Source organism: Streptomyces sp. NPDC048434 (genome assembly GCF_043200375.1).
GTDB lineage: Bacteria > Actinomycetota > Actinomycetes > Streptomycetales > Streptomycetaceae > Streptomyces.
Map to the genome: position 1 here is coordinate 141,205 of NZ_JBICXQ010000020.1, position 23,691 is coordinate 164,895.

Annotated in this window: 17 protein-coding genes; 5 read left to right on the plus strand and 12 right to left on the minus strand. The window is 72.6% G+C overall.

Going from position 1 to position 23,691, the window contains the following annotated elements:
- Nucleotides 1–52 precede the first annotated feature (52 nt).
- The 12 genes from ACGFWI_RS23865 to ACGFWI_RS23920 form a co-directional block, all read right to left on the minus strand.
- The gene (locus tag ACGFWI_RS23865; RefSeq protein WP_393908021.1) at nucleotides 53–4,327 is read right to left on the minus strand and encodes a molybdopterin-dependent oxidoreductase; all 4,275 of its coding nucleotides are present in this window, start codon (nucleotides 4,325–4,327) and stop codon (nucleotides 53–55) included.
- A 142-nt stretch (nucleotides 4,328–4,469) separates the two neighbouring features.
- Complete coding sequence (locus tag ACGFWI_RS23870; RefSeq protein ID WP_393908022.1) at nucleotides 4,470–5,702, minus strand: NAD(P)/FAD-dependent oxidoreductase; 1,233 nt, start codon at nucleotides 5,700–5,702, stop codon at nucleotides 4,470–4,472.
- An 87-nt stretch (nucleotides 5,703–5,789) separates the two neighbouring features.
- Entirely contained in the window at nucleotides 5,790–6,560 is a 771-nt protein-coding gene (locus ACGFWI_RS23875; protein ID WP_393908023.1) for an HpcH/HpaI aldolase/citrate lyase family protein, read from the minus strand.
- 1 nt (nucleotide 6,561) lies between these two features.
- The gene (locus ACGFWI_RS23880) at nucleotides 6,562–7,809 is read right to left on the minus strand and encodes a type III PLP-dependent enzyme (RefSeq protein WP_393908024.1); all 1,248 of its coding nucleotides are present in this window, start codon (nucleotides 7,807–7,809) and stop codon (nucleotides 6,562–6,564) included.
- On the minus strand, nucleotides 7,806–9,587 hold the full coding sequence (locus tag ACGFWI_RS23885) for an IucA/IucC family protein (RefSeq protein WP_393908025.1): 1,782 nt from the start codon (nucleotides 9,585–9,587) through the stop codon (nucleotides 7,806–7,808). The genes ACGFWI_RS23880 and ACGFWI_RS23885 overlap by 4 nt, the downstream gene beginning before the upstream one ends.
- Nucleotides 9,575–10,855: an MFS transporter gene (locus ACGFWI_RS23890; protein ID WP_393908058.1), complete on the minus strand. Its 1,281-nt coding sequence runs from the start codon at nucleotides 10,853–10,855 to the stop codon at nucleotides 9,575–9,577. Before ACGFWI_RS23890 ends, ACGFWI_RS23885 begins: the two co-directional genes overlap by 13 nt.
- A gap of 5 nt (nucleotides 10,856–10,860) precedes the next feature.
- A complete protein-coding gene (locus ACGFWI_RS23895) occupies nucleotides 10,861–12,669 on the minus strand; it encodes an IucA/IucC family protein (RefSeq protein ID WP_393908026.1) in 1,809 nt (602 codons plus the stop codon).
- On the minus strand, nucleotides 12,666–13,856 hold the full coding sequence (locus ACGFWI_RS23900) for an acetyl-CoA carboxylase biotin carboxylase subunit family protein (protein WP_393908027.1): 1,191 nt from the start codon (nucleotides 13,854–13,856) through the stop codon (nucleotides 12,666–12,668). Before ACGFWI_RS23900 ends, ACGFWI_RS23895 begins: the two co-directional genes overlap by 4 nt.
- A gap of 92 nt (nucleotides 13,857–13,948) precedes the next feature.
- Nucleotides 13,949–14,962, minus strand: coding sequence for an ABC transporter substrate-binding protein (locus ACGFWI_RS23905; RefSeq protein WP_393908028.1), 1,014 nt, complete (start codon nucleotides 14,960–14,962; stop codon nucleotides 13,949–13,951).
- A 59-nt stretch (nucleotides 14,963–15,021) separates the two neighbouring features.
- Nucleotides 15,022–15,831, minus strand: a complete 810-nt coding sequence (locus ACGFWI_RS23910; protein WP_393908029.1) for an ABC transporter ATP-binding protein — start codon at nucleotides 15,829–15,831, stop codon at nucleotides 15,022–15,024.
- Entirely contained in the window at nucleotides 15,828–16,910 is a 1,083-nt protein-coding gene (locus tag ACGFWI_RS23915) for a FecCD family ABC transporter permease (protein ID WP_393908030.1), read from the minus strand. Before ACGFWI_RS23915 ends, ACGFWI_RS23910 begins: the two co-directional genes overlap by 4 nt.
- Nucleotides 16,907–17,917, minus strand: a complete 1,011-nt coding sequence (locus ACGFWI_RS23920) for a FecCD family ABC transporter permease (protein WP_393908031.1) — start codon at nucleotides 17,915–17,917, stop codon at nucleotides 16,907–16,909. Before ACGFWI_RS23920 ends, ACGFWI_RS23915 begins: the two co-directional genes overlap by 4 nt.
- Before the next feature lie 325 nt (nucleotides 17,918–18,242).
- Here ACGFWI_RS23920 and ACGFWI_RS23925 point away from each other — a divergent pair, with 325 nt between their 5' ends.
- The 5 genes from ACGFWI_RS23925 (at nucleotide 18,243) to ACGFWI_RS23945 (ending at nucleotide 23,468) form a co-directional block, all read left to right on the plus strand.
- Nucleotides 18,243–19,400 carry an FAD-dependent oxidoreductase gene (locus ACGFWI_RS23925; protein WP_393908032.1) on the plus strand — a complete coding sequence of 386 codons (1,158 nt, stop codon included), beginning with the start codon at nucleotides 18,243–18,245 and terminating at the stop codon, nucleotides 19,398–19,400.
- Nucleotides 19,401–19,730: 330 nt separating this feature from the next.
- On the plus strand, nucleotides 19,731–20,495 hold the full coding sequence (locus ACGFWI_RS23930) for a VOC family protein (RefSeq protein ID WP_393908033.1): 765 nt from the start codon (nucleotides 19,731–19,733) through the stop codon (nucleotides 20,493–20,495).
- Nucleotides 20,496–20,669: 174 nt separating this feature from the next.
- Nucleotides 20,670–21,089 carry an SH3 domain-containing protein gene (locus ACGFWI_RS23935; protein WP_393908034.1) on the plus strand — a complete coding sequence of 140 codons (420 nt, stop codon included), beginning with the start codon at nucleotides 20,670–20,672 and terminating at the stop codon, nucleotides 21,087–21,089.
- 120 nt (nucleotides 21,090–21,209) lie between these two features.
- Entirely contained in the window at nucleotides 21,210–22,004 is a 795-nt protein-coding gene (locus ACGFWI_RS23940; RefSeq protein ID WP_393908035.1) for an SDR family NAD(P)-dependent oxidoreductase, read from the plus strand.
- Between the two features lie 243 nt (nucleotides 22,005–22,247).
- Nucleotides 22,248–23,468, plus strand: a complete 1,221-nt coding sequence (locus ACGFWI_RS23945) for an acyl-CoA dehydrogenase family protein (RefSeq protein WP_393908036.1) — start codon at nucleotides 22,248–22,250, stop codon at nucleotides 23,466–23,468.
- Nucleotides 23,469–23,691 lie beyond the last annotated feature (223 nt).

A 23,691-nucleotide genomic window follows, 5' to 3' on the forward strand; every position in this document is an offset into this window, starting at 1 on the left:
ACGAGGTGAAAGGACGCGGTGGGAGTGCCCCGAGGCCCTGCCGACGGGTTCCTCAGTACACGTCGCGGACGTAGCGCTTCTCCGCCGCGAGCTGCTTGACGTAGCCGGCGGCCGCCTCCTCCGCCAGACCGCCGTGTGCGACGGCGATGTCCCGCAGCGCACGGTCGACGTCCTTGGCCATCCGGGACGCATCACCGCACACATAGAAATGGGCGCCTCCCTGGAGCCAGGACCACAGCTGGGCGCCGTGTTCCCGCATCCGGTCCTGGACGTAGACCTTGGCGCGCTGATCGCGGGAGAAGGCGGTGTCCAGCCGGGTGAGCAGCCCGTCGCGGCGCAGCCGGCCGAGCTCCTCCTCGTGGTAGAAGTCCGTGGCGCGGCGCTGCTCGCCGAAGAAGAGCCAGTTGGGGGCGCGGTGGCCGCGGGCCTGCCGCTCGTCGAGGAAGCCGAGGAACGGCGCGACTCCGGTGCCGGGGCCCACCATCACCATCGCGGTGGCCGGATCGGCCGGCGGACGGAAGTGGGCGGCGCGCTGGACGAACACCGGCACCGGGCGGCCGGGCTCGGCATCGGCCAGAAAGGTGGAGGCCACGCCCTTCCGCGGGCGCCCCCGGCGGTTTTCGTAGCGGACCACGGAGACCGTCAGACGGACCAGACCGGGATCGGTCAGCGGGCTCGACGAGATGGAGTACTGCCGGGGCTGCAGGCGCTTGAGGACGCCGGCCCACTCCGCCGCACCCGCCCGGACCGGGTGTTCGGCCAGGACGTCGACGGCCTGACGGCTCCAGGCCCACTGGGCCAACTCGCCCTTGTTGTCCGGCCGCAGCAGCTTTTTCAGGACCCGGTCACCGGTGCGTTCGGTGACCAGCCGGAGGAGGCCGGGGGTGATCCGGGTGATGTCCAGATGGCGGTGCAGCGCCTCGCCCAGCGGCACCGTGCCCAGTCCGGTGAGGTCGACGCCGGTGGCCGGATCGAGGCCGGTGACGGCCAGCCACTCCGCGACGAGCTCCGGGCAGTTCCGCGGCAGCACGCCGAGCGCGTCACCCACCTCGTAGTCCAGTGGGGTGCCGTCGCCGTCACGGGTGTCGAAGGTGAACTGCCGTACCTCCTTGGTGGCCCCGGCACGGCTGAGCAGCTGATTGCCGACGAGGCGGACGGTGACGGGCGCGGCCTTGGAGGGGCGGGTGGCGGCCGGCGCCGCGGGAGCCGGGGCGGCATCCGGTGCGGGCGCCGCCGGGTCCGGCGCCCCGGCGGTGCCGGTGTCCGTGGCGTCGCCCGTCTCCGCGCCGGCCTCCAGGGCCGTGAGCACCTGGTCGAGCCACCGTCCCGCGGGCTGCTCGTAGTCCGGTTCGCAGTCCGTACGCGGTGCCAGCCGCACCGCACCCAGTTCGGCGAGCCGGTCGTCGAGCCGGCGGCCGTGGCCGCAGAAATCGTCGTACGACGAGTCGCCCAGCGCGAGGACGGAGTAGCGCACACCGTCCAGTCGGGGGCTGTCCGGCGCGTTGAGGACATCCCAGAATCCCGCCCCGTTGTCGGGGGCGTCGCCGTCACCGAAGGTGCTGGTGACCAGGAGCAGATCGGCGCCGCGCGGCAGCGTCGCCGGTGCGCTGTCGGCCATGCTCAGCAGCGTCGCGTCCCGCCCGCTGCCCTGCAGCCGCCGGGCCGTGTCGGTGGCGACCTCCTCCGCGTTGCCGGTCTGGGAGGCCCACAGGACGAGGACCGTACGTGCGGGCGGGGCGCCGTCCGCTTCGGCGGGGGCGTCCGCCGGGTCCGCCGCCGTCGCCGGCCGGGCGTCCGGCGCCCGCGAGAACATCCCGGCCAGCACGCCGTTGACCCACAGCGCACTCTCCGGATCCAGGGGCGCCTGGGCGGGCAGCACGGGCGTGCCGGCGGTGCGCCCGGAGCCCAGCCCGGCGAGGAAGCCGGACAGATAGCGGCGTTCGTGCTCGGCCAGCACCGGCGGGGCGGAGCCGGCGAGCTGGAACACCTCGGACAGCACCGCCACCGCACCCTCCGGGCCGGCGCCCCGGCCCGCGCCGGTCTCGGGCAGGCCGCCCCCGTGCGCCGTGCCGGCCTCGGGTACGCCGCCCGTATGTGCCGCGCCGGCCCCTCCCTGCCCGCGTCCCGCCTCGCCCGCCACCCTGGCCAACGACACCGCGCACGCCTTGAACTCGGGCTGGAAGGAGACCGGGTCGACCGCGTCATGGGTCACCGCATTGACGCTGAGGTACTCGCCGAACAGATCGTTCCAGTGGAACGGCGCAAAGCAGTTCCCGGGCCGTACCCGGTCGGTCAGCACGGCGGGCAGCACCGCCCGGCCGCGCCGCGAGGCGACCTCGACGGTGTCGCCCTCGGCGATGCCCAGCGCCTGGGCATCGTGCGGATGGAGCTCCACGAAGGGGCCGGGGTTGAGCTTGTTCAGCTTGGCGACCTTGCCGGTCTTGGTCAGGGTGTGCCACTGGTGCGGCAGCCGGCCGGTGTTCAGCACATAGGGGAAGTCGTCGTCGGGCAGCTCGGCCGCCGGAAGATGCGGACGGGCGAAGAAGGCGGCCCGGCCGCCGGCGGTGGGGAAGGAAAGCCGGGGACGGGTGCCGTCCGGCCGCTCCTCCAGGGTCTGGCTGATGCCGTCGTTCAGGTAGCGCACCGGATTGCGGTCGGGTCCGTCGGCGGCCGCGCTGGGCCACTGCACGGGGGTGTGCCGCAGCCGCTCATAGCTCACCCCGCGCAGGTCATAGCCGGTCTGCGGGTTCCAGGCGCGCTTGATCTCCTCGAATATCTCCTCCGCGCTCCGGTAGTCGAAGGCGTCCTCGTACCCCATCTCGCAGGCGATCCGGGCGATGATCCGCCAGTCCGGCCAGGCCTCGCCCGGGGCGTCGGCGGCCTGCCGGAGCAGCGTCAGATTGCGCTCGGAGTTGACCATCACGCCCTCGGACTCGGTCCACATGGCTGCCGGCAGCACCACATCGGCGTACGCATGGGTCTCAGTCTCCGCGAAGACGTCCTGCGAGACGACGAATTGCGCCGCCTCCAGCCCCTCGATGACCGTCCGGCGGTTGGCGACCGAGGCGACGGGGTTGGTGCAGATGATCCAGCAGGCCTTGATGTCCCCGTCCGCCATCCGCCGGAACATCTCGACGGTCCCCCGGCCGGGCTCGTCCGCCCGCACCGTGCCCGCCTCCAGGCCCCACAGGTCCTCGACGAACGCCCGGTCCTCCGCCACCAGCGTCGAGCGCTGGCCGGGCAGGCCCGGCCCCATATAGCCCATCTCGCGGCCGCCCATCGCGTTGGGCTGGCCGGTGAGCGAGAACGGGCCGCTGCCGGGGCGGCAGATCGCGCCGGTCGCCAGATGCAGGTTGATCAGTGCGTTGGTGTTCCAGGTGCCATGGGTGCTCTGGTTCAGGCCCATGGTCCAGCAGCTCATCCAGTCGCCCGCCGCGCCGATCCACTCCGCGGCCCGGCGGAGGTCCGCCTCCGGTATCCCGGTGATCTCCGCGACCGTCGCGGGCGGATAGTCGCGGAGAAAGTCCGGCATCGCCTCCCAGCCCTCGGTGTGCTCGGCGATGAACTCCGCGTCGAGGGCGCCGCCTTCGACCAGCAGATGCAGCAGACCGTTCAGCAGCGCCAGATCCGTACCCGGCGCGACCTGCAGAAACAGATCGGCCTTGGCCGCGGTGGCGGTGCGCCGGGGATCCACCACGATCAGCTTGGCGCCCGCCTTCACCCGTTCCATCATCCGCAGGAAGAGAATCGGGTGGCAGTCGGCCATGTTCGAGCCGATGACGAAGAAGACCTCGGCGTGCTCGAAGTCCTCGTACGAGCCGGGCGGGCCGTCCGCGCCCAGCGACAGCTTGTAGCCGCTGCCCGCGCTCGCCATGCACAGCCGCGAGTTGGACTCGATGTGCCGGGTACGTACGAAGCCCTTGGCGAGCTTGTTCGCCAAGTACTGTGCCTCCAGGGTCATTTGACCGGAGACATAGAGGGCGAGGGCGTCCGGGCCGTGCTCGTCGACGATCTCGCGCAGCCGCGCGGCGGTCTGCTTGACCGCCGTTTCCATCGACTCGGCCACCGGCTCGTCACCACGGTCCGCGCGCACCAGAGCGGTCGACAGCCGCCCCGGCGCGGTGAGCAGCTCGGCGCTGGTCGCGCCCTTCGTGCACAGCCGCCCGCCGTTCGCCGGGTGGGCCTTGTCACCGGCCGCCCTGCGGACCGTCCGCCGCCCGTCCGGGCCCGTCGCGACATCCAGCACGATCCCGCAGCCGACGCCGCAGTACGAGCATGCCGTCCGCACCTGCGTGAGGCTCTCGGCCGGCGGTTCCGGTGCGGTCACGGGCGGTCCCCTTCGTGGTCGGATGCTCCGCTCCACGGTACGAACCGCCCGTTAACCAGGTGTCACGTCAAGCGATCACCCGTCGTTACGGCGGCCACACAGTCGCCGGACGCGCCACGTGAGATCGGCCGGCGGCCGCCGCTCAGGGGACCAGATCGCCCAGCGGTACGTCCGGATCGGCGAGCCGCTCGGGGTCCACGGCCCGCCCGCTCGCCACCAGGGCCCCGATCGGCTCGGTGACGTCCCAGACGTTCACATTCATCCCGGCCAGCACCCGGCCGCCGGACAGCCAGAAGGCGATGAACTCACGGGCACCGGTGTCGCCGCGGAACACGACACGGTCGTATCCCTCCGGTTCCACATGGCCGGTGTACTCCATGCCCAGGTCGTACTGGTCGGTGAAGAAGTACGGCAGCCGGTCGTAGCCGACCTCCTGGCCCAGCATGGCCTTGGCCGCGGTCTGCGGCTGGTTGAGGGCGTTGGCCCAGTGTTCGACGCGGAGGTGCCTGCCCAGGAGGGGGTGGTAGGCGTTGGCGACATCGCCGGCGGCGTAGATGTCCGGGTGGGAGGAGCACAGCCGCTGGTCCACGACGACACCGTTGTCGACCTTGAGCCCGGCCGCGGCGGCCACCTCGCTGTTGGGCGTGATCCCGACGCCGACGATGACCGCATCGGCCGCGATGCGGGTGCCGTCGGCCAGCCGTACCCCGTCCACCGCACCGTCCGTGCCGGTGATCTCCGTGACCTGGGTGCCGCAGCGCAGCGCGACGCCGTGCTCGGTGTGCAGATCGGCGAAGATCTGGGCGGCCTCCCGGCCCAGCACTCCCAGCAGGGGCAGCGGCGCCGACTCCAGCACGGTCACCTCGACCCCGGCCGCGCGCGCGGCGGCCGTGGTCTCCAGCCCGATCCAGCCGCCGCCGATCACCACGATCCGGGAAGCGGACCGGAAGAGGTCCTTGAGGCGGTCGCTGTCCGCCAGACGCCGCAGCGTGTGGACCCCGTCGAGGTCCGCGCCGGGCACCGGCAGCAGCCGCGGTGTGGAGCCGGTGGCCAGCAGCAGCTTGGCGTAGCCCAGCCGGCTGCCGTCGGCGAGGGTCACTTCGTGGGCGGCCGGGTCGAGGGCGGTGACGGCGTTGCCCAGGCGCAGATCGACGTCGTGCTCCGCGTACCACTGGGGCGGATGGACGTACACCTTCTCCTTCTCGGAGCTCCCCAGGAGGTAGCCCTTGGACAGTGGCGGACGCTCGTAGGGACGCTCGTGCTCGTCACCCAGCAGCAGAACGGGGCCGTCGAAGCCCTCCGCCCGCAGTGTCTCCGCGGCCTTCGCGCCGGCCAGCCCCGCTCCCGCGATCATGAATGCTGTGTTCTGGGCCATGTCCCGCTCAGCTCCTTCGGACGATCGGTTACCCGGTCATCAGTTACCCCTCCGAAGCGCGAGTGGATACCGCCGATGGAGTTGCCGTCACCCCCGCCCGGCGGTCCGCTCCAGATGCCCGCGCAGCGCCCGCGCCGTCAGATCGCGGTCCTCGCCCAGGACGAAGGCCCGCACGCCGTCGGCGTGCCACTCGGCGCGGCGCTCCGGTGTGGTGGACATGGCGCAGAACGGAACCATGTGGCGGGCGCAGGCGCCGCGGACGGCCTCGACCGCTTCCCGGACGCGGGGGTGCCGGACCTGCCAGGGCACTCCGTAGGACTGGGAGAGATCGCCGGGACCCGGCAGGACGAGGTCGACGCCGCTGGGGGAGAGGATCTCGTCGATCGCGTCGACCCCCTCGGCGTCCTCGATGAGCGCCACGACCATGATCTCCTCGTTGGCCCGGCGGATGTACTCGGCCGGGTCGATGCGGCCGAAGCCGGGGCCCCGGCCGCCGTTGAGGGAGCGCATGCCCTCGGGCGCGTAACGGGCGGCGCGGATCGTCGCGTCGATGTCCGCGCGCCGGCGGACGTGCGGGACGACGATGCCCATCGCCCCGGCGTCCAGGGCGCGCAGCACGGCGCCGGGGTCGGCCTCGGGGACCCGGACGAAGGGGGTGAGCCCGGTCGTCTCGGCGGCCCTGATGAGGTTCTCCAGCTGCTGCGGGTCGACGAGGGTGTGCTCGGTGTCCAGAATGACGAAGTCATAGCCGGCGCAGCCGATCATCTCGACCATCGCGGGCTCGGGCAGGGTGCCGAACAGGCCGTGCACCTCCTCGCCCGCGGCGAGCCGCTGCCGGACCGCGTTGGGGCGGAGCATCTCAGGCCTCCTCGGTCGTGCCGGGCTCCGCGGCGCCGAGGAAGTGGAAGCCAGGGCGCGGGTGCATCAGGAAGTCGTGGTGCGAGATGTTCCAGGCGTACGCCCCGGCGACCCCGAACACCACCCGGTCGCCGGCCCGCAGCCCCGGCGCCGGGACGTTGCGGGCGAGGACGTCCTTGGGGGTGCACAGCTGCCCGGTGACGGTGACCTCGCCGCCCCGCGCCGCCGACCGCGGCCAGGGGTGCGGCCAGGGCGCGTCGGACGGCAGGACCGTGCAGGGCTGGTCATGGCCCTTGGTCGCGGGGGTGCGCAGATGGTGGGTGCCGCCGCGGACCACGGCGAACTCCTCACCGTGGCTGTGCTTCACATCCAGCACCTCGGTGGCGTACCAGCCGCAGTACGCGGTGAGCGCCCGGCCGGGCTCGATGCGCAGGGTGAAGCCGGGGTGGGCGGCGGCGAGCCGGGCCAGGCCCGCACCGAACGCGGTCCAGTCGAAACGGCGCTCCGGGGCGGCGTAGTCGACGGCCATCCCGCCTCCGATGGTCACCTCGGAGAGGGGGATGCGGTGGTGCGCGGCCAGCTCGGCGGCCCACGTCACGATGGACTCCGACACGGCGAGTTGCTCGGGCGCCTCCAGGCCGCTGGCCAAGTGGGCGTGGATGCCGCGGAGTTCGAGCTGCGGGTAGGTGCCGTCGGTGAGCAGGGCGACGACCTCACCGGCCTGCGCGGGGTCCAGGCCGAAGGGGGTGGGGCGGCCGCCCATGGCGAGCGAACTGCCGTCCAGGGAGCCGTCGTCGACCGGCAGGTTGAAGCGGGCCAGCACCGCGATACGGCGTTCCGGGGCGAGCCGGGCGGCCAGGCTCGCGAGCATGTGGAGCTCGTACACGCTCTCCAGATGGAAGCGCTCCACACCGGTCTCCAGCGCCTGCGCGACCTCGGCGGGTGTCTTGCCCGGTCCGCCGAAGGCGAGCGGGGCGCCCGGCACGGCCTTGCCGACATGCGCCAGCTCGCCGCCCGAGGAGACCTCGTAGCCGTCCACGTACGGGCGCAGCGCCTCCAGGATCTCCGGCTCCGGGTTGGCCTTGGCCGCGTAGTACAGCTCCACGCGCTCGGGCAGGGCGGCCCGGACCTCCGCCAGATGCGTGCGCAGCGCCGTCAGGTCGTAGAGGTAGGCGGGCAGTTCCCCGGGGGAGAGGGCCAGCGCGCGGTCCCGGACCTGCGGGGTGAGAGCGGGGGCGGGAGTGGTCATCGTGCGCTCCAGGGGGTGGTGTCATCGGTACGCACGGCGCCCGACAGGACGGCCTCGGCCAGCGGCGAGGGCAGCAGGACATAGCCGGCCTCGCGGTCGGCCTTGCGCTCCCAGCGGGTGAGCAGATTGGCCTTGGCGGGCAGCGGGACGCCGGCCAGCAGGGCGGCCAGCCGCGGCGGGCAGCCGTAGCGGTCCGCGTGGGTCTGCAGGGTGCGGCGGACCTGCGCCCACAGGTCCGTCTCGGTGTCCGGGTGCAGATCGGCGAGCGCGGCGAGCATCTCGGCGACGTGGTTGACCAGCAGGCAGTACACGACGCGGTCCCAGCCGCGCTGGGCGTCGTAGGTCATCGGCGCCGCGATCCGTCCCGGCAGCGAGGCCAGCAGCTCGGTGTGGTGCTCGGGGACGAGCTTGGTGCCCTCCAGGTCACGGAAGAGGACCTGTGCGGGCATGCCGTCGCCGTCGACACAGACCAGCACGTTCTGCAGATGCGGCTCCAGCACCAGGCCGTGGTCGAAGTAGGCGGCGAGCACCGGCGGCAGGAGCAGATTGAGGTAGGCGGCCCACCACTCCAGCGCGGCCTGCGGGCCGGCACCGTCCAGGAGGCGGGAGATGTGTGCCGGGCTGGTGGGGTACTCGTCGGCGACCGCGGCCGCCAGCAGCGGGGTGGTGCCCGGCAGCAGCTGCTGGGACAGGCCTTCGCGGACGATGACCCCGAACCCTTCGAGCAGTTCGGTGTCCGGGCGGCCGTCGGCGCCGGGCAGCGCGAGGCTGCGGTAGGCGGGTTCACGGAGCACCGCGCTGCCGGGGAAGCGGGTGGCGAGGTCGGTGAGCGCCGGGGCGAGCAGGCGGGTGAGGGCCACCGCGCCGGACAGCTCGTAACTGGCGTTCTTCCGCAGGCAGTTGGTGATCCGGACGTTCAGGCTGAACTTCAGGAAGGCGTCGCCGTCGTAGAGCGTGCGCACCGACGCGGTGGCGGCGAACGGCGTCTCGCTGGTGCCCAGGACGCGGATGTCGTCGCGGTCCAGCGCCTCCTGCAGGCCCGCGTGGTCGCGCAGCAGCTCGTACTGCCAGGGGTGGACGGGCAGCAGCCGGTAGCCGTCCGGGACGTCGGTGTGCAGCGCGTCCAGGGGCTCGGTGGCACCGTCGGCGGACACCTCCTCGGCGATCAGCTCCTCGCGTACGGCGAGCAGCAGCAGCGGGAAGACGGCTCCGGTCTCGGGGGCGTACGACTGCCAGGCGGCGGGGTCGCCGGTGCGGGCCTTGGGGGTCGGGTGGAAGCGGTGGCCGAGGATCAGCGCCTGCTCGGAGGTGACATAGGCGGACTGCCAGTCGTCCGCCGCGGCCTGGCCGGCGGCGGTGCCCTGCTCCGTACGGGCCGACAGCGCCGCGGAGACGGCCTGATGGCTGGAGGCGATCTGCGCCAGGAACTCCTCGTTGTGCACCCCGGTCCGCAGCGACAGCTCGGCGTGCACATACTCGGCCAGCCGGCGCCAGCCGACCTCGGCCCAGCCGTCGGCGGTCTGTTCGGACACCGGGCCGGTGAACCGGTGCGCGCCGAGCAGCGAGGTACGGCGCAGCGCGACCCGCAGCAGCACCCCGCGCCGCGGCAGCCGCAGCAGCAGCCGGCCGTGGTCGACGGCGGTCTGGTGCTCGGGTCCGGACACCTCCCGCAGCAGGCAGTTGAGCAGGGTGTGCGCCACGGCCTGGTCCGCGGTGGGCAGACCGGCGGGGGCGGCGCAGGCCGGGGCGGTGGTGGGCGAATTGGTCAGCGAGGGCATCGAAGGCTCCTGCGGGTGCGGAGAGTACGGGGGAGGGCGGTCGCCAACACGGTGACCAGCGCTATCGCGGTGCCGGTCAGGACGGGCGCGGTGGGGCCGAACCAGTCGTTTCCGGCCGCTGCGGCCACACCGGCGGTGACCGCGCCGGCCTTGGAGAAGAATTCGATCGAGCCGAACAGCCCGCCGGGGGCGCGGCCCTTGGCACAGTCGGCGGCCAGCACCGACATACAGACCAGGCCCAGGGTGAGGCCGGCGCCGAGCACCAGACGCACCGCGACGAACGAGGTGAGCGAGTCGGCGATGCCGTGCCCGGCCAGGCCCAGCGCGATACAGCCGAAGCCGAGCGCGATGCCGGTCCGGGGGCGGCTGCGGAAGAGCGAGTGCACCGGGATCGCCGCGACCAGGTAGCACATGTGCGGCAGGGCGAACAGGACACCGGACACCATCGGGCCGGTGCCCGGTATGCGCTCCTTGATGAGGGAGATCAGATACGGGAAGGAGATGACGGTGGAGAAGACGAAGGCGAACTCGATGGCGTACAGGGCCCGCAGGGAAGCGGCCGGGGCACGCCCGGAGGGCTCGGCGGCGGCCTCGACCACCGGGGTGCCGTCCGCCTCGGTCTCCGCGGTGGTGGCCTGCGGTGGTGCGGGCCGGGACCGCGGGGGCTCCGGCAGCGCCGCCAGCATCGCCGCGGCGGCCAGCGGCAGCACGGCCAGCAGCGCGTACTGGCGGTGCGGCGACAGCCACGGCGTCAGCGAGCCGACCACGATCGGCGCGCACACCAGCGCCGCGCGGGCACTGCCCTGCATCAGCGTCAGCGCCCGGGACAGCGCATGGCCCTCCAGCGCCGCCCCCAGGTAGCCGTTCGACGCGGCGAACGTGCCGCCCAGTACGCCCTGGATCACCAGGGCGGCGGCGAAGGTGCCGATCGAGTCGGCCCAGCCCGCCAGCAGGAACGCCGCGGCGAGTCCCAACTGCGCCCGCAGCAGCAGCCGTTTGCGGCCGAACCGGTCGGCGAGCCGTCCCCACAGCGGCGCACCGAGGGCGCCGAAGATGGTGGGCACGATGTAGAGCAGACCGGCCCAGCGGGCGGCGCCGTCGCCCAGCTCGGGCAGGATTTCGGTGAGGTACGGCGGCAGGCCCAGCGCGGCGAACGAGGCCACGAAGTAGCAGCCGGCCACGGCGAACACCTGACGGCGGGCGAGGCCGGGGCCGGTCTTCGTCTCGACGGCCGCCGGTTCGACGCGTGGGGAGGTGGCGGTTTTCATCGGGCTCATCGGGAAGTCCCCGTCGGCAGCAGATAGTTGGGGCCGGTGGTGTAGTGCTTGTTGATGTCGGCGGCGCCGGACCGCTCCTTGGACAGCAGGGTGCCGGCGCTGACCATCGCCTTGACCGGCAGCTCCGGGGCGTCCAGGAGGTGTGCGCGCAGCGCGGCGCCCGGCCCGCCCGGTGCGGTGCCCAGCCGTGCGACGGCCTCGGCGAGCCGGTCGCGGACCTGGCCCAGCAGCCGGTCGAGCGGGGCGCGTCCGTGCCGGGCCAGCCCGAAGGCGTAGGAGCCCGCGCACAGATGGAGGGTGATGGTGGTGAACAGGTCCAGCACCGGCCGGTCGTGGTCCGCGAAGATCCGCGGATCGGCGAAGTCCGCGGGGTCCGGGGCGTCCTCGCCCAGGGTCTCCCGCAGCCGTACGGCGTTGATGCGCGGCGCGTCGTTGTCCTTGAACAGCAGCCGCAGCCGGGTGCCGTGCGCCCCCTCGTCCAGTACCAGCGAGATGTTCTGCTGGTGCGACTCCAGGCCGAAGCCGTAGCCGAACAGGGTGGTCTGCCAGTCGAAGAGCAGGGCCAGACAGGCGTCCAGCAGGGCCGGCGCGTCACCGCCGTAGAAGCGGTCGGCGAGCTCGTCGATCACCAGCCGTCCGCCGGGCGCCCGGGCCAGCAGCGCGGCCATCGGCACCACGGCACTGCCTTCCAGCCCGGCCGGGTAGCGCCGGCACAGCACGGCGAGCAGCTCGTGGTCGGCGTGTGCGTAGACCGTCTCGTCGGCCTGCAGGATCGACTCGGCGAAGCGCGGCTCGCGGGCGATCACCTTGTCCAGCAGCCGCTGGCCCTCGGCACCGTCGATGAGCGTGCGGGGCTTGATGGTGCGCCGGTTGCGCAGCCCCAGCGTCGCGGTGGCCAGCGGCAGCTTCAGATGCAGCCGGGGATCGTCGTCCACCGCCACGGTCCGCATCGACAGGGTCGGCACCGCCCCGAGCAGTGCACGGTCGGACAGCACCGCCTCGCGCTCCAGACCGGTCTCGCGCAGCGCCTCGTGCAGCGCGTCGCCGAGGGTCAACGGGTGGACGGGGAGCGCGAGATGGCTGTCGTCGAGGTGCGGCAGATCCAGCTCCGCCGGCGTCGGCCAGCAGTCGGGCAGCGCCGCGGCGCCGCCCGCGACGGTCATCGCGGTGCGGGGTACGGCCAGCCAGTGCAGCGCGAAGTCCGGACGGAACTCCGGTGCGTAGGCCCGCAGTTGGCCCTCGTCCAGACCGGAGCGGCCCCGCGAGGTCGGGTAGACGGGGTGGTCGATGCGCGCGGCGAGCGTGTCGTACGCCAGACCGCCGTCCACTCCCCGCCAGCCCTCGGACGAGGCGCCATGACGTTCGGTCAGGATGTGGTCGACCTCGTCCCGGGTGCGGGTGTGCAGCCGCATCGTCGCCAGGGTCTGCCGGCACTCCTCGGCGAAGGCGTCGAAGCCGGGGTGGTCGGCCGGATCGGCGAGGGTGCGCAGAGCGGTGAGGATCTCGTCGACCGACGTGAGCCGGGCGCCGTCGGATTCGCGGACGAGCAGCGGCAGCCGGGCCGCATAGGTGCTCTGGTACCCGTCCGCGCCCAGCGGCAGCAGCAGGGCACCGGCGGCCGGGTCGGCGGGCAGCCGCAGCCAGGGGCCGTCCGGCCGCTCCAGCAGCGTGCCGCGGGTGCGCAGCCCGACCACGTCCTCGCGCAGCAGCGCGCTCAGCACCCGCAGCAGCAGCTCGGACTCCTCGGCCGCGCCGGCCGTGTCCTCCCCGGCCGCGTCGGTGCCGGTGTCGAGGGAGACGGTCATGACGAGATCTCCCAGCGCTCCGCGGCGAAGAAGTCTTCCGCGACCCGGTCCAGCACGCTGCGGTCGGTGCCGGTGGACCGCAGGACGCCGAGGTAGTCGCGGTTGGTGCGGTAGAGCGGGTGCTCGGCGCCGACCGCGCGCAGCGGCCGGTAGGCCAGCCGTACGCCGTCCGCGTCGCGGTCGGTGGCGGCGGGCGCGGCGGTGAGCGTGCCGGCCCGGTCGGCGAGGGCGTACTCCACCCGGCCCGCACCGTCCTGCCGGGCACCGAGATCGGCGGGCAGCGGCTCGCCGAGATGGGTCCGCAGGACGTGCTCGAACAGCTCGATGCCCAGCACCTGGGCGAGCAGCAGATCGCACTGGTCGCCGATGACGCGGTAGTTCACCTCGATGAGCCGCGCCCGGCCCTCGTGCACCACGAACTCGGTGTGGCAGGCGCCGAATCCGACGCCCAGCGCGTCGAGTTGGGCGAGCACCTGCGCGACGACCGGTTCCGGGTGGGCGGCGACGAAGTCGTGCCGCTCCTCGATGAAGGCCGGCGGCGCGGAGAGGGTGGTGTGGAAACCGCCCAGGACATGGCGCAGCCGGCCGTCACCGAGGGTCTCCAGGGTGTACAGCTCGCCGGCCAGGAACTCCTCGGCGACCAGCGCCGCCTGCGGGCGCCGCGCCTGGATCTCCGTGGCGCGCGCCACCAGTTCCCCGGGGCCGGCGGCCAGCATCACATCCTCGCTGGCCACGCCCTCGCGGGGCTTGACGACGCAGGGGTAGGGCAGCTCCGCGGCGGTGAGCGCGGACGGGTCCTGGCCGGGGGCGAGCTCCGCTGACCGCACGGTGTCGGTGCCGGAAGCGGCGAGATGGCGGCGCATCTCGGCCTTGTTCTTGGCGCGCAGCGCGGCCCGCCAGTCCTTGCCGGGCAGCCCGAAGTACTCGGCGGCCAGGGCCGCCTGGGTCTGCAGATGGTCGCTGTTGGTGAAGACCGCGGCGGCCGGGTGATGGCCGGCTATGCGATGGATGACGGCGCGGAAGTCATGGACGTCGCACTCCAGGACCTCGGCCCGGTCGCAGGTGCGCCGGTGTGCTTCGGGCTGGTCCGTCAGCACCGTGACATCGAGACCGAGGCGGGCGGCGGCGGGGAGAAATCCCTCGGTGACCGAGTCGGTGGGGTTGAGAGCGAGCAGATACATCCGCATGGGCGGGGTCCTTCAGGATCAAGGGTGGTGCGGGGGACATCGGGGACGGGGGCGGGCCGTGGGGACGGCGGCCCACCCCCGTTTCGGGCGCGTCAGCTCTTCGGCAACGGCACGCCGGTGGCCTTCGCCACGTCGGCGAGCATGTGCTCGGCGGCCTGGATGCCGATGCCGGACATCCAGGTCTCGTCGGGCACGTCGAAGACCTTGTGCTTCTTGACGGCCGGCAGGTCCTTCCAGACGGGGTTGGACGTGACGTCCTTCTGCTGGGTCTTGTCCGGCGAGTCGGCGACGGTCACGAACACCAGGTCGGCGTCAGCCTTGTCGATCTGCTCCGGGCTGACGTCGAGCATCGTCTTGACCGGGGCGGTCGAGCTCTGCGACGTCGGCCGGGCCAGGCCGATGTCGTTCAGCACCACGCCGCTGTAGGAGGACTTCTGGTAGAGGCGGGTCGGGCCGGCGACGAAGCGGACCACGGACGCCGAGGGCATCTTGCCGTGGTACTTCTTCTTGATGGCCTCGCCCAGCGCCTTGGCGCGGGTCTCGTACTCCTTCAGCTTCCGGTCGGCCTGCTTCTCCAGACCCAGCGCCTTGGCGTGGACCTTCAGATTGGCCTTCCAGGGACCGCCGGTGGTCTCGGTGAAGACGGTCGGCGCGATCTGCTTGAGCTTGTCGTAGATCTTCTCGTGCCGGACCTTGGAGGACAGGATCAGGTCGGGCTTCAGGGAGATGATCTTTTCGAGGTTCGGCTCCAGCAGGGGACCGACGTCCTTGACGCCCCCGATCTCGTCCTTGAGGTAGGTGGGGAAGCCGCCCTCGGTCTTCATGTGCGGGGAGACCGCGCCGACGGGCTTGACGCCGAGGGTGGTGACATCGTCGAGCTCACCGGTGTCCAGGACGACCACGCGCTTGGGCTTGGCGGGGATCTTCACCTCGCCGCCCATGGCGCTCTTGACGGTGCGCGGGAAGCCGGCGCCGCCCTTCGCCGCGTCGTCGCCGGCCGAGGACGAGCCGCCGCCGCACGCGGTGAGGGCGCCCGCGCCCAGGACGACGGCGAGCAGTGCGGCCGGCAGCCGGCCGGCGCCGTGAAGAGTGGATCTGGTGAGCATGAGGGTGCAACTTCCTTACGGGGAGCGGAAAAGGGAGAGGTCGTGGGGGAGCGGTGGGGTCAGGCGGCGGTGGTGTGCCGTTTCGCGCTGCCCTTGGGGACGACCAGCGGGGTGCCGGTCTCGGGGTCGGGGATGACCCGGCAGTCCACGTCGAACACGGACTTGACCAGCTCCGCGTCGAGTACGTCCGCCGGTGCGCCGGCCGCCGCCAGCCGCCCGTCCTTGAGGACCACGAGGTGATCCGCGTAACGGGCGGCCTGCCCGAGGTCGTGCAGCACCATCACCACGGTGCGGCCGGCCTCGGAGTGCAGCGCGGCGACCAGATCGAGGACATCGAGCTGGTGCCGCAGATCCAGGAACGTGGTCGGCTCGTCGAGCAGCAGCAGCTCGGTGTCCTGCGCCAGCGCGAGCGCGATCCAGGCGCGCTGCCGCTGGCCGCCGGAGAGCCGGTCGACGGGCTGGTCGCGCAGCTCCACGGTGCCGGTGCGCCGCAGCGCCTCCTCCACCGCCTGCTGATCCGCCGTCGACCAGGGGCTCAGCAGCCGCTGGTGCGGATAGCGGCCCAGGCGTACCAGCGCCTCGACCGTGATCGCCTCGGGGGTGACCGGCTGTTGGGGGAGCAGCCCCATCCGCAGGGCCAGCGCCCGCGCCGGCATCCGGTGGATATCGGCGCCGTCCAGCGCGACGGTGCCGGCGGCCGGCGCCAGCAGCCGGGTCAGACCGCGCAACAGGGTCGACTTGCCACAGGCGTTGGGGCCCACGACGGCGGTGACGGCGCCGCCGGGCAGCACCAGATCGAGGCCGCCGACGATCAGCCGGTCGCCGTAGCGCAGATCGAGTCCCTGGGTGGAGAGCTGGTTGGCGGTCATCGGACACTCCTGTTGACGGAACTGCTCTGACGGATCATCAACACCAGCAGCCACGGCGCGCCCAGAGTGGCGGTGACCACTCCGACCGGCAGCCCGCCGACCGGCAGCAGGTACTGCGCCACGAGATCGGAGGCGAGCAGCAGTACGGCACCGGCGAGGCCGGACAGCGCCAGCGTCCCGGCGGTCGGCGGCCCGGCGAGGAACCGCACCGTGTGCGGAACGGCGAGCGCGACGAAGGCGACCGGGCCGGTGAGCGCGGCGGCCAGCGAGGCGAGCACGATGGCGATGACCAGGACCTGCAGACGGGCGGCGTGGGTGCGCAGCCCGAGCGCGCCGGCCGAGTCGTCGCCCAGGTCGAGGACGGCGAGCCGGCGGTGCAGCGCGAAGGCGCCGAGCAGCCCCACGGCCATCGCCCCGCCGGCGGACCACACTTCGGTCCAGGTCCGCCCGTACACCGACCCCGTCGTCCACTGCAGGGCCGACCCCGCGAGTTCAGTGGGGAAGCGGACGACCATGAACGTCACCGCCGCGGACAGGCCCGCCTGCACGGCGAGACCGACCAGCACCAGGCGGGTCACACTGACCCCGGAGCGCCAGCCGAACACCCCCAGCAGCGCCGCGGCGAGCAGCCCGCCACCCAGCGCGGCCAGCGGCATCAGCGCCTGCGAGGCCCCGGCGGCCAGCATCGCCACCGCGCCGAACGAGGCGCCGCCGGTCACGCCCATCACATCGGGGGAGGCGAGCGGATTGCGGAACAGCCGCTGCAGCAGGGCACCGGCCACCGCCAGACCCGTCCCCGCGACGATCGCCGCGACCATCCGCGGGGCCCGGAACTCCTGGACCACCAGCACCGTGGCCGAATCGCCGATACCGAACAGGCCCTTGACCGCATCGGCGGGCGGCAGCGGCATATCGCCGTTGGCCACGGACACCGTCACCAGTACGGCGAGCACCACGACGCCGGCGAGGGCGAGCAGCGGGGTCCGGCGGACCGCGGGCTTGCGTCCGCGGGCCGGGGCCTGGGGCGGGGCGGAGGACGGCGAGCCGAGCGCCTTCGTGCTCCGTATGCCGTCGGTCATCGGGCCACCTTCCGGGCCAGCAGCGCCAGCAGCGGCGCGCCGAGGAACGCGCTGATGATGCCGACCTGCAGCTCGGACGGCCGGATGACGATCCGTCCGAGGATGTCGGCGGTGAGCAGCAGCAGGGGCCCGGCTATCAGGCAGCCGGGCACCAGGATCCGGTGGTCGGAGGTGCGCAGCAGCTGGCGGACCAGATGCGGTGCGGCCAGCCCGATGAAGGCGAGCGGACCGGCCACGGCCACCGCCGACGCGGCGAGCAGTACGACGGCCAGACCGCCGGCCACGCGGATCCGGGCCACCCGTACGCCCAGCGCCTGCGCCGCATCGTCGCCCAGCGCCAGCGCGTTGAGGGCGGGGGCGAGGGCCAGCGCGAGGACCAGACCGAGCGCCAGGGTCGGCAGCACCGGGTAGAGCACCGACAGCGGGCGCTCGGCCAGCGAACCGGCCATCCAGAACCGGGCCTCGTCCAGCGACCGCTTGCTGGCCAGCATGACCGTCGACGTCCAGGAGAGCAGGACGAGTTGGAGGACGGTGCCGCCCAGCGCGAGGCGCGCGGGGTCGAGATCACCCGCGCGCCGGGCCAGCGCCTGGGCGAACAGCGCGGCGGCCGCGGCTCCCGCGAACGCGAACCAGACGTACTGGGCGGGGCGGGTCAGATGCAGTGCATAGATCGCGGTGACCACCGCGAAGCCCGCGCCCGCGTTGATGCCGAGCGTCGTCGGGGACGCGAGCGGGTTGCGGGTGACGCCCTGGACGACCGCGCCGGCGACACCGAGGGCCGCGCCGACCGCGAGGGCCACCACGGTCCGTGGCAGCCGAAGTCCCGTCACCACAAGGGCATCCCGCCCGTGGACGGTGCCGGACAGCGCGTCCCACACGGTGGACAGCGGTACGGACCGGGCGCCGAGGGCGAGGCTCAGGGCAGCACAGACCGTCAGGACACAGAGCCCGGCCACGAACAGCGGGACGCGCCGCAGGGCGTTCGCGGCGGGTCGCGCATCGGGCACAGGGGGTGCGGTGGCAGTTGGTTTGATCGTCGGCACGCGTCGTTACGTTAGGTTAGGCATACCTAAACTTGCAAACGCGCCTGCGTTAAACGATCAACTGTCCCTTTTGTCGGGCGGAGATCCACCGAAGAGCCGTCGCGAGGCCCCGACCTGGGGTGATCTACCCGTCTTCACGCCTGCTCACTCCACTGAACTACCGCCTGTGTCCCTGCCGTCGATCCGGCGGCGCGTGAGTGAATCGCCCGGAAAGCAGGTCGATGGCACTGTTTGGTCGATGTGCTTCTCTGAGGGGCGAGGCTGCCGTCTTGCCCAGCTGAGGAGCGCCATGGCCCCCACCACTCCCCGTATCGCGATCATCGGCGCCGGCCCCGGCGGGCTGACCTGTGCCCGCGTCCTGCAGTGCCACGGCGTACCGGTCACCGTCTTCGACCACGAAGCGTCCGCGGACGCCCGCCCGCAAGCCGGTGCCCTGGCGCTGCAGATGACGGAAGGTCAGGCGGCACTGCGGGCCGCCGGTCTGCACGAGGAGTTCGCCGCTCTCGCCCGCCCCGAGGGGCAGGAGATGCGGCTGCTCGACCACACCGCGACGGTGCTCTTCCAGTACACCCCCGCCCCCGGCGAGACCGGCCGCCCCGAGATCGACCGGGGCGAGCTGCGCCGGCTGCTGCTGGACTCCCTCACTCCGGAAAGCGTGCGCTGGGGCAGCTATCTGCGCACCCTGCATCCGCTCGGCGACGGCCGCCACAAGGCCGAGTTCGACGACGGCCACACCGAGACCTTCGACCTGGTCATCGGCGCCGACGGCGCCTGGTCCAGGGTCCGGCCGATGCTCTCCGACGCCACCCCCCACTACACCGGTGTCACCGTCGTCGAGTCCCGATTCGAGGACGCCGACACCCGTCACCCGGATGTCGCCCGTCTGGTCGGCGGCGGCAGCATGAGGGCCGAGTCCGCCGACAAGGCGCTGATCGCCCACCGCGACAGCCGCGGCCGCATCCGCCTCTGTGCCGCCTTCCGCGGCTCCGAGGACTGGGCGCTGGAGGCGGGGGTGCACAGGGCGGACACCGAGGCCGTCCGCGCCGCGCTGCTCGACCGGTTCGCGGGCTGGGACGAGCGGCTGCTGGCGCTGCTGCGGGACAACGAGGGCGGGTTCCTCAATCGGCCGCTGTTCGCCCTGCCGGTGCCGCACACCTGGACCCACACCCCGGGCCTGACCCTGCTCGGCGACGCCGCGCATCTGATGTCCCCGTTCGCCGGCGCGGGCGCCGGCCTCGCGATGCTCGACGGCGCTGAACTCGCCCAGGCCCTCGCCGGACACGGTGACCCTGACGAGGCGGTACGCGCCTACGAAACGGCCATGCTGCCCCGCGCCGCCGAGGCCGCCGCGGCCGCCGCCCGCGTCCTGGCCGAGGCCCTCGCCCCCGACGCCCCGCGCGGCTCGCTGCGCCATCTGCGCGCCGGCTCCGGTGACCTGCGGCCGTAGCGGGGCCGATGCCGTCACCACGGGATCCGGCCAATCCGCCCGCCGCGCCGCGCGCCGCCCCCGCTTCCCGCGTTGCCCGGTCACGAGAGGTGATCGCCTGTCATGACCCGGCCGACACCCGGCCGCCGCGCACCCCAGAAGACCCGGCCCCGCCGGGCACCGGCCGACACCGCGCTCCCGGGCGGCTGGGCCGGCCCGCCGTCCGCCCTCCGGTTGCGGCCCTGTCGCACCCATCGGACGATCGGCAGCGTACGGATACCGACCGGCAGGGTGCGGACGCGAGCGCGGCACCGCCCGGCCACGGCTCGGCGCGGAGGGACGGAACACACCGTGAAGATCACTGAGCCCACACCCGGCGCGCCCTGCTGGGTAGAGCTGGGTACGTCGGACGTGGACGCCGCCAAGGTGTACTACCGCCAGGTCTTCGGCTGGCGCGCCGAGACCGACGCGCGGGAGGAGGCGGGCGGCTACACCATGCTCTACCTCGGGGGCGCCCCGGTCGCCGCGCTGACCTCCCTCTACACCCCCGGGCAGCCCACTGCCTGGACCGTGTCGTTCGCGACGCGGGACGCCGACGCGCAGGCCGCGGCGGTCGCCGAGGCGGGCGGGCGGCAGCTGATGGGGCCGATGGACGTCTTCGACCTGGGCCGCTTCGCCGTCGTGGCCGACCCGGAAGGCGCGGTGTTCTCGCTGTGGCAGGGCCGTTCCTTCGCCGGCGCCGCGGTGTTCAACGCACCGGGCTCGCTCGGCTGGGTCGAGCTCGCCACCCGGGACGCGGAGGCCGCCAAGGCCTTCTACACGCGGATCTTCGGCTGGACCGTGGGTACCCACGCGGACTATCCGCAATGGGGTATCGACGGCGCCGACTTCGGCGGTATGAGCGCGCTGGACGAGTTCTATCCGGACGACGTCAGGGCGCACTGGCTGCCGTACTTCGCGGTTGCCGACGTCGATGGGACGGCCGCCCGGGCCGCCGAGTCGGGGGGCATGCTCCTGGTGCCCCCGACGGATGTGCCCGCGGGACCGAGGGTCGCGGTGATCCGGGATCCGCAGGGGGGACACTTCGGGATCCATCGGGCCGGTACCGAGGGATGACCCTCGGCGGCTCCGTGTGCCGGCGGGGCGGCGACTGCCCGTGACCCGGGCGCACTTGCGCTGTCACACGATCGGCGGCCTGTTCGTCGTTTCACCACATTCCGCGAGGTGATTGCGCGTAATGTCCACTTCGCGCCAATGGGTGGCATTGCGCGTCGAGAACAGGAGACCCCTATGTCCACGACCGACCTCCTCGTGGCCCGAGGTAAACAGCTCGCAGCCGGCGCGGGCGCACTGACCGCAGCCGTCGCCCTCGGCGCGACGCTGCTCTCCGCGGCCCCGGCCCAGGCGGCGCCCGCACCCAACAAGCCCTTCGGCGTGGTCACTGCCAAGGCGGGTCTGAGCCAGCGTCAGTACCCCAGCACCGATTCCTCCGTGCGGGGCTACCTCCGTCACCGCTCACAGGTCGGCCTGGTGTGCAAGGTGCGCACCCAGAGTGTCCGCGGCAACTCCGTCTGGTACCTGACGCGCAACGAGCGGCCGGCGTGGGTCTCGGCGAAGTACGTGACCAACAGCGGCTACGTGAAGTACTGCAAGGACGTGCAGCACACCCGGGTGCAGGCGAACACCCCGGCGAAGCACGCCGTGGGCTGATGGAGCCCGGGTAAGGCCCGGTCCGGTGCCGCGGAGGTGCCGGGCCGGGCCTTCGTGTGTGCGGTGGGCAGGGCCGGCGCGCGGGGTTCAGGGGCGGGAAACCGAGAACGGAGAAGAAGCGTGCAGATCGATCTCACCGGCCGGACCGCGATGGTGACCGGCTCCACCCAAGGCATCGGGGCGGCCATCGCCATGGGGCTGGCCCGCGCCGGCGCCCGGGTCGCCGTGAACGGCCGCAGCGCCAGGTCCGTGAATGAGGCGCTGCAGCGGATGCGTGCCCAGGAACCGGGCGCGGCATTTCTCGCGGCGCCCGGCGACATCGGCACCGACAGCGGCTTCGCCCAGGTCGTCGAGGCCGTATCGCAGGCGGACATCCTCATCAACAACCTGGGCATCTTCGGCCCCAAGCCCGCTCTGCAGATCGATGACGCCGAGTGGCGGCGGTATTTCGAGATCAATGTGCTCACGGCCGTCCGGATGATCCGCCGCTATCTGCCCGGAATGACCGAACGCGGCTGGGGCCGCATCCAGAACATCGCCAGCGACTCCGCCCTGGTGATTCCGGCGGAGATGATTCATTACGGGATGTCAAAGACCGCGCTGCTCGCGGTGTCCCGGGGCTTTGCGAAGGAGGCGGCGGGGAGCGGGGTGTGCGTGAACTCGGTGATCGCCGGACCGACCCATACGGGCGGGGTCGAGGACTTCGTCCGTGACATCGTCGGCCGGGATCTGTCGTGGGACGAGGCGCAGCGTGCGTTCATGCGGGAGTACCGGCCGCAGTCGCTGATCCAGCGAATGATCGAGCCGGAGGAGATCGCCGCCATGGTGGTCTATCTCAGCTCCCCGTTCGCCTCGGCGACGACCGGTGCGGCCGTCCGCGTCGACGGCGGGTACGTCGACTCGATCGTGCCCTGACCGACGGCGGACGGGTGACCCGCCCGCCGCCCTTTCCCCGCCGGTCCGCCCGCCGCCTTTTCCCGGCCGGTCCGCCCGTCGCCTCTCCCGGTCGGCCCGACCGGACCGGACGTACCTCCCGCTCGCCGCCCTTCCGTATTACTGGAACAAGTTCTACTGTGCCCCTCGATCCGGCAACCGACGGGCCGTCAGCATGCTGTGCCCCTCGGGCCGGACGACCGGACCGGACGAACTGGAGGGGCCGTGCACCTCGAATACACCCCCGAGCAGCAGCAGTTGCGCGCCGAGCTGCGCACATACTTCGCCGAGCTGGTGCCGGACCACGCCCACGCGGGCCACGGCTCCGAGGCCGCCGAAGACGCCCCCCTCACCGGCCCCGCCGCCCAGAAGCGCTTCTACCGCGAGACCGTACGCAGGCTGGGCGCCGACGGCTGGCTCGGTGTCGGCTGGCCCAAGGAGTTCGGCGGGCGCGGTCTGTCCCCGACGGAACAGTTCATCTTCTTCGACGAGGCGGCCCAGGCGGGCGTGCCGCTGCCGCTGATGGCGCTGAACACCGTCGGCCCGACGATCATGCAGTTCGGCACCGACGAGCAGAAGGCCTACTTCCTGCCCCGGATCCTCTCCGGCGAGATCGACTTCGCCATCGGCTACAGCGAACCGGACGCCGGCACCGACCTGGCCGCCCTCAAGACCCGCGCCGTACGCGAGGGCGACGAGGAGAGCGGGCACTACGTCGTCAACGGGCAGAAGATCTGGACGACCAACGGCGACACCGCGGACTGGGTATGGCTCGCCGTGCGCACCGACCCGGCAGCCCCGCCCCACAAGGGCATCACCATGCTTCTCGTCCCCACCAGCGACCCCGGCTACTCCTGCACCCTGATCAACACCCTCGCCTCGCACGACACCACCGCCAGCTACTACGAGAACATCACCGTCCCGGCCTCCCGCCGCGTCGGCCAGGAGAACAAGGGCTGGCGGATCATCACCAACCAGCTCAACCACGAGCGGGTCACCCTCGCCGCCCACGGCACCATGGCCATCCGCGCGCTGCACAACGTCCAGCGCTGGGCCGCCGACACCAAGCTCACCGACGGCCGCCGGGTCATCGACCTGGGCTGGGTGCGCGGACGGCTGGCCCGCACCCACACCCGACTCGACGCCATGAAGCTGCTGAACTGGCAGATGGTCGACGCGCTCCAGCAGGGCACCCTCACCCCGCAGGACGCCTCCGCGGTCAAGGTCTACGGCTCCGAGGCCCGCCGGGACGCCTACGCCTGGCTGATGGAGATCGTCGGGTCCGCCGGCCCCCTCAAAGAGGGCTCGGCCGGCGCGGTGCTGCACGGCGAACTGGAACGCGGCTACCGCTCCGCCGTCATCTTCACCTTCGGCGGCGGCAACAACGAGATCCAGCGCGAGATCATCTCGTGGATCGGCCTCGGAATGCCCCGCGTACGGCGCTGAACCGCTGGGTGACGAGGCTTTTCAGTTGGCACAAAAGCGGGATAGTTGGCACCGGCTGAAGTCGCGGGCCGGCGGGTAGCAGGTCTGGCGCGCCGACTGTCTGAGGCAGCTGACCTGCTACGTGCTCTGGGCTGATGAGGTTTGGGCGTACTTTGCGTGCGCGATTCCTGCTTGCTGATCGTGCGTACGGAACCGTGGAGGGCCAGGTTCTCGTCGCAGGGAG